This window comes from Mesorhizobium oxytropidicola, from assembly GCF_056174625.1.
The window spans coordinates 1794553-1808973 of the sequence record NZ_CM149692.1 but is presented as its reverse complement, the minus strand read 5'-3'; the positions used below and the strand labels follow the sequence as shown (position 1 = coordinate 1808973).

The 14421-nt window shown below is 64.6% G+C and carries 11 protein-coding genes and 2 pseudogenes; 8 read left to right on the top strand and 5 right to left on the bottom strand.

The window, feature by feature from the left end; translation table 11 throughout:
• Nucleotides 1-26: 26 nt before the first annotated feature.
• On the bottom strand, nucleotides 27-1379 hold the full coding sequence (locus AC0V8S_RS09060) for an extracellular solute-binding protein (protein WP_475437466.1): 1353 nt from the start codon (nucleotides 1377-1379) through the stop codon (nucleotides 27-29).
• A gap of 218 nt (nucleotides 1380-1597) precedes the next feature.
• Complete coding sequence (locus AC0V8S_RS09055; RefSeq protein WP_475437465.1) at nucleotides 1598-1951, bottom strand: hypothetical protein; 354 nt, start codon at nucleotides 1949-1951, stop codon at nucleotides 1598-1600.
• Nucleotides 1952-2030: 79 nt separating this feature from the next.
• On the opposite strand from AC0V8S_RS09055, the gene AC0V8S_RS09050 reads away from it, so the two are divergent.
• Nucleotides 2031-2657, top strand: a complete 627-nt coding sequence (locus AC0V8S_RS09050; protein WP_475437464.1) for an endonuclease/exonuclease/phosphatase family protein — start codon at nucleotides 2031-2033, stop codon at nucleotides 2655-2657.
• A gap of 152 nt (nucleotides 2658-2809) precedes the next feature.
• Complete coding sequence (locus AC0V8S_RS09045; protein ID WP_475437463.1) at nucleotides 2810-5260, top strand: putative bifunctional diguanylate cyclase/phosphodiesterase; 2451 nt, start codon at nucleotides 2810-2812, stop codon at nucleotides 5258-5260.
• A 62-nt stretch (nucleotides 5261-5322) separates the two neighbouring features.
• On the opposite strand, the gene tlpA is transcribed toward AC0V8S_RS09045, so the two are convergent.
• Nucleotides 5323-6003: a thiol:disulfide interchange protein TlpA gene (gene tlpA / locus AC0V8S_RS09040; protein ID WP_475437462.1), complete on the bottom strand. Its 681-nt coding sequence runs from the start codon at nucleotides 6001-6003 to the stop codon at nucleotides 5323-5325.
• Between the two features lie 37 nt (nucleotides 6004-6040).
• Here tlpA and argH point away from each other — a divergent pair, with 37 nt between their 5' ends.
• From argH to lysA, 3 genes and pseudogenes are all read left to right on the top strand, one after another.
• Nucleotides 6041-7441 carry an argininosuccinate lyase gene (argH, locus tag AC0V8S_RS09035; protein WP_475437461.1) on the top strand — a complete coding sequence of 467 codons (1401 nt, stop codon included), beginning with the start codon at nucleotides 6041-6043 and terminating at the stop codon, nucleotides 7439-7441.
• A gap of 118 nt (nucleotides 7442-7559) precedes the next feature.
• Nucleotides 7560-7766, top strand: a complete 207-nt coding sequence (locus tag AC0V8S_RS09030; protein ID WP_095199694.1) for a hypothetical protein — start codon at nucleotides 7560-7562, stop codon at nucleotides 7764-7766.
• Between the two features lie 69 nt (nucleotides 7767-7835).
• Nucleotides 7836-9105, top strand: a pseudogene (gene lysA / locus AC0V8S_RS09025) (diaminopimelate decarboxylase).
• Between the two features lie 18 nt (nucleotides 9106-9123).
• On the opposite strand, the gene AC0V8S_RS09020 reads toward lysA, so the two are convergent.
• Complete coding sequence (locus AC0V8S_RS09020) at nucleotides 9124-9426, bottom strand: ArsR/SmtB family transcription factor (RefSeq protein WP_096450709.1); 303 nt, start codon at nucleotides 9424-9426, stop codon at nucleotides 9124-9126.
• Between the two features lie 50 nt (nucleotides 9427-9476).
• Here AC0V8S_RS09020 and AC0V8S_RS09015 point away from each other — a divergent pair, with 50 nt between their 5' ends.
• The 3 genes and pseudogenes from AC0V8S_RS09015 to AC0V8S_RS09005 all read left to right on the top strand — a co-directional run bounded on the left by AC0V8S_RS09015 (nucleotide 9477) and on the right by AC0V8S_RS09005 (nucleotide 13549).
• Nucleotides 9477-10418: a threonine/serine dehydratase gene (locus tag AC0V8S_RS09015; RefSeq protein WP_475437460.1), complete on the top strand. Its 942-nt coding sequence runs from the start codon at nucleotides 9477-9479 to the stop codon at nucleotides 10416-10418.
• Between the two features lie 116 nt (nucleotides 10419-10534).
• Nucleotides 10535-13125: pseudogene (locus AC0V8S_RS09010) on the top strand (TIGR02302 family protein).
• A 52-nt stretch (nucleotides 13126-13177) separates the two neighbouring features.
• Nucleotides 13178-13549, top strand: coding sequence for a glyoxalase superfamily protein (locus AC0V8S_RS09005; RefSeq protein ID WP_475437459.1), 372 nt, complete (start codon nucleotides 13178-13180; stop codon nucleotides 13547-13549).
• Here AC0V8S_RS09005 and AC0V8S_RS09000 read toward each other — a convergent pair.
• Nucleotides 13528-14409 (bottom strand): LysR family transcriptional regulator, encoded by an 882-nt coding sequence (locus AC0V8S_RS09000; RefSeq protein WP_475437458.1) that lies wholly within the window; start codon nucleotides 14407-14409, stop codon nucleotides 13528-13530. The two genes, AC0V8S_RS09005 and AC0V8S_RS09000, sit on opposite strands and share 22 nt — an antisense overlap.
• Nucleotides 14410-14421 lie beyond the last annotated feature (12 nt).

Below are 14421 nucleotides of genomic sequence, written 5' to 3'. Positions count from 1 at the left end.
GACGGGCAGCCTGAAAATTCAAGCGATCAGGGCAGGGTCTTGCCCGGATAGGTCTGCTGGAAGCGGTCGAGGATGGCGTCGCCATTCTTGACCAGCGTGTCGAGGCCTTCCTGGACGCTGACCTTGTTGGCGAAGATCGCCTGCATCTGCGTGCCGAACTCGGCGCGGATCTGGGTGAAGTTGCCCAGGCGCACACCGCGGGTGATTTCGGTCGGCTCGGAAGCGGTCAGGCTGGCGATGGCGGTTTCACGTCCCTTGTAGGGCGCCTTGTCGTAGAAGCCGTTGGACTTCATATAGTCGAAGCCCGACTTGGTCACCGGGATGTAGCCGGTGTTGGTCGACCAGAACAATGCGGTCTTGGGATCGTGGATGAAGTTGAGGAACGCCGCGGCGCCCTTGTATTCCGCATCCGACTTGCCGGAGAGAACCCAAAGCGAAGCGCCGCCGACGAGCGAATTCTTGCGCTCGGTGCCGGCATAGACCGGCAGTTCGGCGACATCCCAGTTCATGCCTTCCTTATGCGTCTTGCCGACGGTGCCGTGGTCGCCGACCGAGGTCATGATGACCTGGCAGGTGCCCGAGGCGAAGGCCTGGACCATGTCCTGGCCGAGGTCCTTGGATTTGATCTTGATCAGGCCGGCATCATACCATTTCTTGAGATCGGTGACGTACTGCACGAATTTGGTCTTGTTGACTTCCAGGCGCGCGTCGAGGCCGTCATAGCCGTTGTTCTTGGTGGCGATCGGCTGATTGTGGATGGCCGAGAACTGCTCCATCAGCTGCCAGCTCTCGTTGGCCGAGATATTGATGGCCATCGGGCATTCATAGCCGGCATCCTCCATCGCCTTGAGATCGGCGCCGACATCTTCCCAGGTCTTCGGCGCTTCGGTTTTGCCGATCTTGGCGAAGGCGTCCTTGTTCCAGTACAGCAGCGCGGTCGAGGAATTGAACGGGAAGGACAGCATTTCGCCCTTCGACGTCGCGTAGTAGCGCGCGATACCGGGGAAATAGTCGGCGTAGTCGATCTTGTAGCCGTTTTCTTCCATCAGCTTGTCGGCGGGCTTGTAGGCGCCCGACAGCATCATGGTGGCGGTGCCGACATCATAGACCTGGACGACGGCAGGCTGCTTGCCGGCGCGGAAGGCGGCGATCGTGTTCTGCAGCGTGGCGTCGTAGTTGCCCTGGCTGGTGCAGACGACTTCATAGTCGGTCTGCGAGGCGTTGAAGTTCTTGCACAGCGTGTCGACGACGCGGGCGAGATCGCCCGAAAGGCCGAACCAGAAATCGAATTTTACCGGCTCTGCAAAGGCAGGCATCGCCAGCGCGGTGCTGAGCGCGCCAGCGGCAAGGGCAGCAAAGCCCCGCTTGATCATGGTCATGGTTTTCCCTCTTGAGTGGCTGGTGACAAGGGTCTTGCGCAAGTCCTTGCCCGCTCTCTTAGAGAAGGTATGTGACAGTTCTGTTGTGGGCCTTCGGCCTTTGCACAGCTGCTCGCTCCTCTCCCTCGGCGGCTTGGCCGGCATCAAAACGTCACACCGGCGTCCTAGGTAGCTAGGGCGAGCGTCGGTGACGTAAAGACCATGATCGGCCGCTATGATTATCCGGCTAAAGGAATTACCAAATGCTGGTGCAGCAGCTGACGCATGTGTCCATCGCCGACAGACAGGCGATGCGCGAGGGCCCGCGCGACAGCGCCACCCATTTGCGCCATGCCGCCGCCATTCCGGCCCTCGGCCAGATCGAAATCGGCGGTACGGCATCGCGCGGGAGCGCTGGCGAGGCCCTGAAGGTGGTGACCTGGAACGTCGAGCGGCTGCGTCATGTCGATGCCATCGCGGCAACGCTTGCCGCGCAGGCCCCCGACATCGTGCTGTTGTCCGAAGTCGACCAGGGCATGGCGCGCTCCGGCAATGGCCATCCGCTGCGCACCCTGGCCGACCGGCTCGGCCATGCCTTTGCCTATGGCGTCGAGTTCGTCGAACTCGGCGGCGGCAATGAGGCCGAGCGTTCGGCCACCGGCGAGGCGGCCAATGCGGAAGGCTTTTCACGGCAATGCCGTGACCAGTGCCGTCCCGCTGCTCCGTCCCTTCCTGGTGCGTCTCGATGCCGCCGGCGGCTGGTTCCGGCCGGAACGCGGCCAGCCGCGCATCGGCGGGCGCATGGCGATCGGTGGCCAGGTGCAGATCGGCAACCGCAGGGTGACGGTCGTCTCGGTGCATCTGGAAAACCGTACCGATCCGGCCGGCAGGGCCATCCAGACGCGCCACCTCCTCGACGCCATCGACAAATATGATCCGGAAGCGCCGGTGCTGCTTGGCGGCGACTTCAATACGCTGACCGCAAGCCATGAGGAGCGCCATGGCGATCCGGCGGCCTGGCTGGCGCGGGTCGCGGCCGAACCGGGCCGGCTGATCGATGTTGAACGCCACGAGCCGCTGTTCGCGGTCCTCGCCGGGAGCGGCTTTGACTGGCAGGCCGCCAACAACCTCGACCTGCCCACCCAACGGCGTGAGCCCGGGACGCCGGTCGGCCGCATCGACTGGTTCTTCACCCGCGACCTCCTCGCCAGCGCGCCCGCCGTTATCGCCGCCATATCGCCGGACGGCAGTCCGAGTTCGGATCATGAAGCCCTGGCGGTGACCATTCGCCTGAAATAGCTGGCCTCGACCCGAAAAAGCCCGTCTTCCCGGCAGCCATGATGCGCCGGGAAAACACGCTATGGTTGCAGCCGACTTCATCGATCCTTCAACAGCCAAGCATTATTCAGTCATATTTCGTTTTTTATTTCCAATGGGCTTGGGGAAATAAGATGTTGACCGTCTACAATTGCATCGTGAACCAGCACGATCTGAGACTGGTCGCACTTGCCGCGCTGATCTGCGGGATTTCTTGTTTCTCTGCTGTCAGCCTGCTTCGCCACATCAGCCGCTCGACAGACCGGAACCGGCTGGCCTGGCTGATGATCGCGGCGACTTCGACCGGTTTCGGCATCTGGGCAACGCATTTCATCGCCATGCTTGCGTTCACGCCGGGCATACCCAGTGCCTACGATCCGTGGCTTTCCGTGCTGTCGCTCGCCGCCTCGGTCGCGCTGACGGCGGCCGGCATGTGGATCGCCACCTTGCGGGACGAGCTCGAGTATCGTCTCGTCGGCGGCGCCGTTCTGGGCGGCGGTATCGCGGCCATGCACTACATCGGCATGGCGGCATTCGAGGTCCAGGGCCGGATCGAATGGAACCTGTTGCTTGTCGCCGTTTCCTTGCTGGCGGGCGTAGTGCTTGCGGCGCTGGCGCTGCATGTCGTTCTGCACCGTCCCTCCTTGGTGGCAACATCCGTCGGCGCGGTGCTGCTGACGCTGGCGATCTGCACCTTGCATTTCATCGCCATGGGGGCCGTCTCGATCTTTCCCGATTCCTCGATCGTCATATCCGAATACACGATCGAGCCGACCTCGCAGGCCTTCGCGGCGGCCGCCGCCACGCTGGTGATCCTGGTGCTGTCGGCATCGGCGCTGTGGATCGATTTGCGCTTCCGGCGCCAGAAGCTCGAAGTCGACCGCATGCACGGCCTGGCCAATGCCGCCGTTGAGGGCCTGATCGTCTGCGACGGCGACCGCGTCGTCAGCGCCAATGACAGCATGGGCAAGCTGACCGGCACGCTGGCCGCGACACTGAACGGCATGGAACTGGGCGAACTCTTCGACGAACGCACCGCAAGCGACGCGGCCAGCCTGGAAGGCCAGCCGTGGGAGTCGGAGTTGAGGAACCGCGACGGAACGCGAATTCCCGTCGAGCTGATCGCCCGAAGCATCGACTATTGCGGCAAGCCCCACAACGTCATCGCCGTCCGCGACATCCGTGAACGCAAGAAGGCGGAAGAGGAGATCCTGCGCCTCGCCCATTTCGACCCGCTGACGGGACTTGCAAACCGCCGCTCCTTTTCCAGCCGTCTCGACGCGGAAATCGCGTCGATGAACCGGAACGCCAACCCCGACAAGGGCGCCAAATCCCGGCATCTTGCGCTTCTTTTGTTCGACCTCGACCGTTTCAAGGAGGTCAACGACCTTTACGGACATGGCGCCGGCGACGCGATGCTGCAGAAGGTGGCGACCTGCGCTGCCGGCGTTCTGCGCCACGGCCAGATGCTTGCGCGCCTCGGCGGCGACGAATTCGCCATCATTGCCCCCAACCTGCCCGACCCGCAGGCAGCGGGCCGCATCGCGGGGGCGCTGCTCGCCGCCATGCGTGAAGAGAACCGGGCCGCGGCTGGCGGCGGGCTGGTCTCGGCCAGTATCGGCATCGCGGTCTATCCGCTCGATGCCGAGGACCAGACCAGCCTGATCAGCCATGCCGATACGGCGCTCTACCGCGCCAAGACCGAAGGCCGGGACACCTATCGGTATTTCGAGGCGTCGATGGGTGCCGAAGCCCGCGACAAGCGCATTATGGAGCACGAATTGCGCCAGGCCGTCGTCCGCGGCGAATTCTACCTCGTCTACCAGCCGCAGAAGGAGATCAGCAGCGGCAGGATGGTCGGCTTCGAAGCCCTGATCCGCTGGCGCCATCCCGAACGCGGCGACGTCTCCCCGGCAATATTCATCCCGGTGGCCGAAGACAGCGGCGCCATTGGGCAGATCGGCGACTGGGTGCTCGACGCGGCCTGCGAGGAAGCCGCCCGCTGGGAAAATCCGCTGACGGTCGCCGTCAACGTCTCCGCCGTCCAGCTTCACAATCCCAATTTCAGCCGCAAGGTCCACGAGACCTTGCTAAGAACAGGTCTTGCTCCGACAAGGCTGGAACTCGAGATCACCGAAACCGCGCTGGTGAAGGACATGCCGCGTGCGCTGGCAACCCTGCGGCAGGTCAAGTCGCTCGGCGTGCGCGTGGCCATGGACGATTTCGGAACCGGCTATTCCTCGCTCTCCAACCTGCGCGCCTTCCCCTTCGACAAGATTAAGATCGACTCCTCCTTCATCAAGGCAGTCGACACCAACGGCCAGGTCGCCGCGATCGTGCGCGCCGTGCTGGGGTTGGGGCGCGGCCTTGGCTTGCCGGTTCTTGCCGAAGGTGTCGAGACACTTGGCGAGCTGAAGTTCCTGGACGCCGAAGCCTGCGAGATCGGCCAGGGCTACTATCTGGGCAAGCCGGCGCCGATCGAGGCGTTCGACGACCTGACCGGCAACGGCAAGCGCACTCCGGCGCGCGTCGACCGTCGGGATGGCAGTCTCGTATTGCTCAAGCCAAGCGTGCGCTCAGCCTGATGTCAGCAGCCCAATACCGAATTCGGTTTTGGGCGACAGGCTGCCGAATACAGGCATGAGGTTCACGAACCGAGTGCTGTCTCGACCAGCCGCTTGGCGTCAGGTCCCGACCATTCGGCCGGACCGTTCATATGCGCGATCAGGCAACCTTCGCCGTCGATCAGCATGGTGACGGGAAGGCCGAGCGCCAGGCCGCGCGCCTTGAGGTCGTTGAACAGTGCCACCGTCGAATCCCGGTAGTAGCCGAGCGCACTGACGCCTGTGTCCTTGAGAAACTTCTTCGGCTTCACATCGTCGCCGGCATCGACATTGACGGCAACGACCTGAAAGGTATCGCTGCCTTTCTCCTTCTGCAGCGCATCGAGCGCCGGCATTTCGGCGCGGCACGGCGCGCACCATGTTGCCCAGAGGTTGAGCAGCACCGTCTTGCCGGCGTGGTCGGCGATCGTCATCGGCTTGCCGTCCGGACCATTGAAGGCAAGGCTCTTCATCGACTGCGGCGGATCGGCGGGCAAAAGGGCGGCGACTTCGCCGGTGGCCGCGGCCGCGATCTTCTTGGCGCGGTCGCTCTTGGCGGCACAGGCGACATCATCCTTGCTGTCGCCGGCCGCCACCTGGGCCGGTGCATTGTTGCCAGACCGGCTCTCGCTGACATATACCGCGACCGCGCCGGCCAGCGCTCCCGCCACCAAAGCGGCGAGGATCAGGCGCGGGGCCGGGAAAAATCTGTTTCCGTCTGCCATTTTCTCAAAACTGCTCCGAAGCACGGGTTTTATAGCGATGAGCGACAAGAAGACCAGCAACCAGATGTGGGGCGGACGATTTGCCTCGGGTCCGGCCGCGATCATGGAAGCGATCAACGCGTCGATCTCGTTCGACCGCAAACTCTACGCGCAGGACATCCGCGGCTCGATCGCCCATAGCGAGATGCTGGCGCAAACGGGCATTATTTCGGCGGCCGATCAAGAAAAAATCGCTCACGGCCTGAACACGATCCTGAAAGAGATCGAGGCCGGCAGCTTCGAGTTTTCGACCAAGCTCGAAGACATCCACATGAATGTCGAGGCCCGCCTCGCCGACCTGATCGGCCCGGCCGCCGGCCGCCTGCACACCGCGCGTTCGCGCAACGACCAGGTGGCGGTCGATTTGAGGCTCTGGGTCAAGGACGAATGTTTCCGCGTCGCCGAGGCGTTGAAAGGCCTGATCACGGCGCTGCTCGAGCGGGCCGATGAGCACGCGGCGACCGTGATGCCGGGCTTTACCCATATGCAGGCGGCGCAGCCGGTGACCTTCGGCCATCACTGCATGGCCTATGTCGAGATGTTTGCGCGTGACCTGTCGCGCGTGCGTGACGCCATCGAACGCATGGATGAGAGCCCGCTGGGTGCCGCCGCCCTCGCCGGCACCAGCTTCCCCATCGACCGCCACCAGACCGCCAAGGCGCTCGGCTTCCGCGAGCCGATGCGCAATTCGCTGGATAGCGTTTCCGATCGCGATTTCGCGCTGGACTTCCTCGCCATGGCGGCGATCTGCGCCACGCATCTGTCGCGGCTCGCCGAGGAGATCATCATCTGGTCGACGCCGCAATTCGGCTTCATCAGGCTCTCGGACTCGTTTTCCACCGGCTCCTCGATCATGCCGCAGAAGAAGAACCCCGACGCCGCCGAACTGGTGCGCGGCAAGACCGGCCGCGTCAACGGCCATCTGGTCGGCCTGCTGACAGTGATGAAGGGCATGCCTTTGACCTATGGCAAGGACATGCAGGAAGACAAGGAATCGGTCTTCGACGCCGCCGAGACGCTCGACCTGATGCTGGCGGCGATGACCGGCATGGTCTCGGACATGACGATCAACGCCGCCGCGATGAAGAAGGCCGCCGGCTCCGGCCACGCCACCGCGACCGACCTCGCCGACTGGCTGGTGCGCACGCTCGGCCTGCCGTTCCGCGAGGCGCATCATGTCACCGGCCGCGCCGTGGCGCTGGCCGAGGAGAAGAAGGTGAGCCTGGAAAAGCTTTCGCTGGAGGATCTGCAGTCGATCAACCCCGGCATCACATCGGATATTTTCTCGGTGCTGGCAGTGCAGAACTCGGTCAAGAGCCGCACCAGCTTCGGCGGTACCGCGCCGTCGGAAGTGAGGAAGCAGATCCGCTACTGGAAAAAGCGCATCGCAAAGGCGTGATGCCCGATATTGCAACCGGCAATATCCGGGATATTGCAACCGGCAATATCCGGGGTGCAATACGCCGAGAACTCGGCTAAAAGCGGCGGCTGACAAAACGTTTCGGACGGATGGATCGATGACCGGAAGCAGGATTTTGGTGACGCTGACGCTGCTGGTGGCGATGGCCGCCGTGACCGCCTGCGGCCGCAAGGCTGGTCTCGACACGCCCTATGAAGCGGCCGAACAGGCGCGCAAGGATGCCGAAAGGGCCAAGCAGCCGCTGCCGCCAGAGCCGGAAAAACCGGTCAAGGACAAGAAGTTCATCCTCGACCCGCTGATCTAGAACCGATCAGACCGGGTTTGGTCTTCTAAACCCGATCTCTTCGTGCTCCAACTTTCCGGAACCACTCTCGTGAACCATTTCGACTACCGCGACGGCGTGCTGCATGCCGAGGACGTGGGCAATCCCCGATATCGCCGCTCAGGTCGGCACGCCGTTCTATTGCTATTCCACAGCCACGCTGACCAGGCATTACCGTGTGTTCGCCCAGGCCTTTGCCGGCCTCGACACGCTGGTCTGCTACGCCATGAAGGCCAATTCCAACCAGGCCGTGCTGCGCACCCTGGCCAAGCTCGGCGCCGGCGCCGACGTGGTCTCGGAAGGCGAATTGCGCCGGGCGCTGGCCGCCGGCGTCCCGGCCGGCAAGATCCTGTTCTCCGGTGTCGGCAAGACCGCGCGCGAAATGGACTTTGCGCTGGAAGCCGGCATCCTTTGCTTCAACGTCGAATCCGAGCCGGAACTCGAGCTCCTGTCGGCCCGAGCCGTGGCGCTCGGCAAGGTGGCGCCGATCTCGCTGCGCATCAATCCCGATGTCGACGCCAAAACTCACAAGAAGATCTCGACCGGCAAGGCCGAGAACAAGTTCGGTATTGCGTGGCAGCGGGCGCGGCAGGTCTATGCCCGGGCGGCGACGCTTCCGGGCATCAAGATCACCGGCATCGACACCCATATCGGTAGCCAGATCACCGAGTTGCAGCCCTTCGACGACGCCTTCGCTTTGCTGGTCGATCTGGTCGGCACGCTACGCGCCGACGGCCATGCCATCGAGCATGTCGATCTCGGCGGTGGGCTGGGCATTCCCTACCGCGTCGACAACAACCCGCCGCCTTTGCCCGATGCCTATGCCCAGATCGTCAGGAAGCATGTCACCAAGCTCGGCCTGAAGGTGATGTTCGAGCCGGGCCGGCTGATCGTTGGCAATGCCGGCATCCTCGTCTCGGAAGTGATCTTCGTGAAGGAAGGCGACGCCAAGAATTTCCTGGTCGTCGACGCCGCCATGAACGATCTGATCCGGCCGACGCTCTACGATGCCTTCCACGACATCAAGCCGGTCGTGCAGCCGCCGGCCGACACGCCGCGCATGATGGTCGACGTGGTCGGCCAGGTCTGCGAGACCGGCGACTATCTCGGCCTCGATCGTGACTTGCCCAGGCTGAAGGCCGGCGATCTCGTCGCCGTTTCCACGGCCGGTGCCTATGGCGCGGTGCAGGCCGGCACCTACAACACCCGCCTGCTGGTGCCCGAGGTGCTGGTCGACGGTGACCGCTTCCATGTCGTGCGTCCGCGCCTGACCTACGACGATCTGATCGGGTTGGATTCGGTGCCCGACTGGCTTGCGTAGAAGCGTCCGTCGGCGGCGCTACAGCCGGTTCTGGAGGAGCGCCCTTGTGTCGGCGATCCTGTCTTCGTCGCGGCGGTAGAACGTCCATTGCTTGATGCGCTTGGGCCGCAGCAGGCCGGCCTGGGTGAGCACGCGCATATGCTCGGAGAGCGTCGCCTGCGTGATGCCGAGCTTCTCGGCGATCAGCAGCGCGCAAACGCCGTCCTCGACCAGATCGCCGTCCGCCTGGGCCGGGAAATGCGCGCGCGGATCCTTCAGCCAGTCGAGTATCTGCAGCCTGCGCTCGTTGGCGATCGCCTTGAAGACATCAACCTCTTGCATTTAGCCATTTTGCCAAGTTACTAATTACTGTCAATCCCGAGGAGATCGCCATGTCGCAGGGCAGCACCGTCACACGCGAACGCATTGCCGCGATGGAACCGCGCATCCGACCCTATATCAGGCACACGCCAGTGCTGCGCGTCGACATGGCCGACTTCGACCGGCCGTCGCTGGCGGTCGACCTGAAGCTCGAATGCCTGCAGCATTCCGGCTCGTTCAAGGCGCGCGGCGCCTTCACCAATCTGCTGGAAAGGCCAGTCCCTGCGGCCGGTGTCGTCGCCGCCTCGGGCGGCAATCATGGCGCCGCCGTCGCCTATGCCGCGATGCGGCTCGGCCACAAGGCGACCATCTTCGTTCCCGAAGTGAGCCCACAGGCCAAGCTGGACCGCATTCGCTTCTATGGCGCCGACCTGGTGGTCGGTGGTGCTCGCTATGCCGAGGCGCTGGCCGCCAGCGAGCGCTTCGCGCAGGAAACCGGCGCCTTGCAGATCCACGCCTTCAACCAGGAGGAGACGCTGGTCGGCCAGGGCACGCTCGGGCTCGAGATCGAGAATGACTTGCCTGAGATCGACACGCTGCTGGTCGCCGTCGGCGGTGGCGGCCTGATTGGCGGCATCGCCGCCTGGTATGCCGGCCGCATCCGCATCATCGCCATCGAGCCGGAGGGCGCGCCGACGCTGCATCGCGCCTTCGAGGCCGGCCGTCCCGTCGACGCGCCGGCGGAAGGCATCGCCGCCGATTCGCTGGCGCCAAAGCGCGTCGGCGAAATGATGTTCCCGATCGCCGAAGCCTTCGTCGAACGCTCCATCCTGGTCAGCGACGACGACATCATCGCCGCCCAGAAGGCGCTGTGGAACCGGGTGCGCATCATCTCCGAGCCGGGCGGTGCGGCGGCCTTCGCCGCGATCCTGTCCGGCCGCTACACGCCGGCACCGGGTGAACGCGTCGCCGTACTGGTCTGTGGCGCCAACGCGAACCCCGCCAATTTCTGATCGCAACCATTTCGGCGGGCTTCACGTTTTTTGAAAGCGCCTCGCCTTTGCCGTGTTTGCTGGTATTCTTCGAGTCGTGAGGATCGGGCTATCCCGCCTGATTCCAGGAAGGGCCGATGACGCAACGACCCACCTCTAGCGATCGCGGTCTCGCCGGGCGCCTTGCGCTCAGCCGGCTGGCGACGCGGGTCTCGATGATGGTCGAGCGCGGCTGGCCGCTGCTGCTGCCGCTGATCATTGTCGCCAGCCTGTTCCTGAGCATCTCCTGGTTCGGCGTTTTCTCCCGTCTACCGGATATCGCGCGCATCGGCCTTGTCGCGGCATTCGGCCTGGCAGGGCTGGCGGCGCTCTATCCGTTGCGCTTCTTCCGCTTGCCTGGGCCCGCCGAGGTCGACCGCCGCATCGAGGCCGCCAACGAACTGCTGCACAGCCCCGTGCTGGTGCAGTCTGACCGGCCAAGCGGCCGGGAAAGCAGCTTCTCGCAGGCGCTGTGGCGCGAACACCAGAAGCGAATGGCGGCAAGGCTCGATAGCCTCGGCGCCGACCTGCCGCGCACGCGCGTACCGGAGCGCGACCCTTGGGGGCTGCGCGCCGTGGCGGCGCTCCTGCTCGTCACCGCCTTTGCCTTCTCCTTCGGGCCGACCGGCGGCAGGATGACTGACGGCTTCAGCGCCCACGGCGCGCATGATGCCGTGCCGCCGCGCATCGATGCGTGGGTGACGCCGCCGGCCTACACCGGCAAGCCGCCGATCTTCCTGACCGCCGACGCCAACCAGGCGACGCCGACGTTTCATGTCCCGAGGGCAGCGACGTCTCCTTGCGCGTCACCGGAGGCTCGGGCGAGGAAACGCTCGCCTATGCCGACAAGGATGGCAATGCTCGCACCATCGACCCGGCCGGACCGCAGGCCGCCACCGCCAAGCCAGCCGTGAGCCCGGCGGCGCCATCAAAGGTGCGCCAGTTCACCGGCAAGCTGACCGGCGACGGCACGCTGACTCTGAAATCGGGCGAGGACCAGCTCGGCCGCTGGGCCTTCGCCGTGATCGCGGACAAGCCGCCGCAGATCCGCTTCGTCGGCGAGCCCAAGCGCGCCGCCAACGGCGCCTTCGAACTCAACTACCAGATCGACGACGATTACGGCGCCGCCACCGCCAAGGCGGTCTTCGAACAGGCCGACCCGCAGGCGCCGGATGCGCATCCACTCTACGGCCCGCCCGAAATGCCGCTGGCGCTGCCGCGCCGCGGCGGCAAGTCGAATGCCGCCAAGACCACCAAGGACCTGACCGAGCATGTCTGGGCCGGCAGCAGCATCAAGCTGACGCTGGTCGCCACCGACGACGCCGGCCACACCGCGTCGAGCGAAACCAAGACGCTGGTGATGCCCGAGCGGCCGTTCGCCAATCCGCTGGCGCGGGCGGTGATCGAACAGCGCCGCCTGTTGGCGCTCGACGCCAATGCCAAGCCCCGCGTGGTTGACCTGATCGACGCCATCACGCTGCGGCCCGAAGACACGTTCGACAACATGTCCCACTACCTCGCCATCATGAGCGCGCGCAGCCGGCTGAAGCTGGCCGGCAACGACGATCAGCTGCGCAGCGAGGTCGCCTATCTCTGGGAAATCGCGCTCGGCATCGAGGAGGGCAACCTCTCGGCCGCCGAGAAGCGGCTGCGCCAGGCGCAGCAGGCCCTGCAGGACGCCATCAAGAACGGCGCCAGCGACCAGGAAATCGAAAAAGCGATGAAGGAACTGCGCGAGGCGATGAACCAGTTCCTGCAGGAATTCGCCGAACGCGCCAAGCAGAACCCGAATGCGCCGCAGATGCAGCAGAACGGCCAGGAACTGCGCCAGAGCGACATCGACCGGATGATGGACCAGATCGAGAATCTGGCGAAATCGGGCGATCGCGACAAGGCGCAGCAATTGCTGTCGCAGCTGCAGGACATGATGAACAATCTCCAGGCCGGCCGTCAGCAGCAGGGCGGTGAGCAGGACAGCCAGATGCGCCAGCAGATGGACAAGCTCGGCGAAATCCTGCGGCGCCAGCAGGAGATGATGAACGACACCTTCCGCATGGACCAGATGCAGCGCGGTGAGCGCCAGCGCGGAGAGAACCGCGACGAGCAACTTGGCCAGGGCGGCGGCGAAGACCAGGACAAGCCAGGCGTTGGCCAGGACCGCGATCCGCTGGCGAGGCCGAAGCCGATGACGCCGCAGGAATTCGCCGATGCGCTGAAGCAGTTGCAGGAAGGCCAGGGCCAGCTGAAGAGCGATCTCGATAAGCTGAAGAAGAGCCTCGAAGGCATGGGCATGGAGCCCAATGAAGGATTTGGCGAGGCCGGCAAGTCCATGGGCAGCGCCGAGCAGGCGCTTGGCGAGGGCCAGGGCGACGAGGCCGTCGGGCACCAGGGCCGGGCGCTCGAGGCGCTGCGCAAGGGCGCCAAGGACATGATGAAGCAGATGCAGGCCATGCAAGGCGACCAGGGCGGCAGCCAGGAAGGCGGGCGTCAGCAGAATGCCGACCGCGACCCGCTCGGCCGGCCGCGCGCCAGCCAGGGTCCGGATTTCGGCGATTCGGTGAAGGTCCCCGACGAGATCGACGTCCAGCGCGCGCGCCAGATCTTGGAAGCGATCCGCAAGCGGCTCGGCAACGCGCTCAGCCCCGATATCGAGCGCAGCTATCTCGAACGGCTGCTTGAGCTGAAATAGGGACCGCCGCCCCCAAGCCCCGCCCGCCCCCCTCTCGAACGGTTGCAACACCATGCCGAAGCTCGGTACTGTCACGCCCATCCTGCGCATCTTCGATGTTGCCAAGGCGCATGAATTCTACCTCGATTTTCTCGGTTTCGAAGTGCAGTTCGAACACCGCTACGAAGACAAGACGCCGCTTTACACAGGCATTTATCGCGACGGCTGCGTCTTGCATCTGAGCGAACATCATGGCGACGGCGCGCCGGGCTCTCATCTCCGGATCGAGACGACCGACATTGCGGGACTCCACCACGAGTTGACCGAAAGAAAGTACCGCTTTGCCAGGCCGGGGTTGGAGGAGACCCCTTGGAAGACGAAGGAGGTCACGGTCGCCGATCCGTTCGGCAACCGCCTGACCTTCTATGAGGATGTCAGAGACTGACCTTGCCGGTTGACGAACGCTTCGCGGATCGCCTCCTGCATGCCGTCGATCGCCTCGCCTGACGCGTTCGGGCTGCGATGCATCACCACATTGGAGGAATCGATGTCGCCAAAGCCGTCGGCCGACGTCAGTTCGCGGCAGCCGTCCGGAATGTTGCTGCGCGAGATCGGCGCGATCGCCAGCCCCGAGGTGACGGCGAGCTTCAGGCCGCCGGTGGTGTCGCTGGTATAGGCGACACGGTAGGCAAGACCGCGCTGCTCCAGCGATTTTATGGCAAAGTCCTTGCACCAGCTGACCCGGTTGTAGAGCGCGATCGGCACCGGCCGTTCCTCGTGCATGTGATGCAGCGTCGACGTCACCCAGACCGTCGGGTCGTGCATCAGCACTTCGCCGCCGGCCGGATCCTGCCATTCGAACACGACGCATAGATCGAGTTCGCCGGCGGCGAGCGCTGCCAGCTGCGCCTCCGAATGCGCGTAGCGCACGGTGACCTCGACCTTGGTGTGGCGTTTCGAGAATGCGCCCAGCGCGCGCGACAGGATGGCGTGGCCATATTCCTCCGGAATGCCGATGCGCACCGGCCCGCCGAGCGGCGCCGCCGCCATCGACGCCGCCGTTTCATCGAGCAGCGAGACGATGCGGCGGGCATTGACGATCAGTTCGCCACCACGCCGCGTCAGCGCGACGCCACGTGAGCCGCGCTCGAACAGGCTGTCGCCGACCAGCTCTTCGAGCTTCTTCATCTGCATCGACACGGCCGACTGGGTGCGGCCGGCCTGCTCGGCCGCCCTGGTGAAATTGCCGGCCTCGGCGATGGCGACAAAGGTGCGCAGCAGATCGCTGTCGAGGGTTGGGCGCATGAAAATCCATCA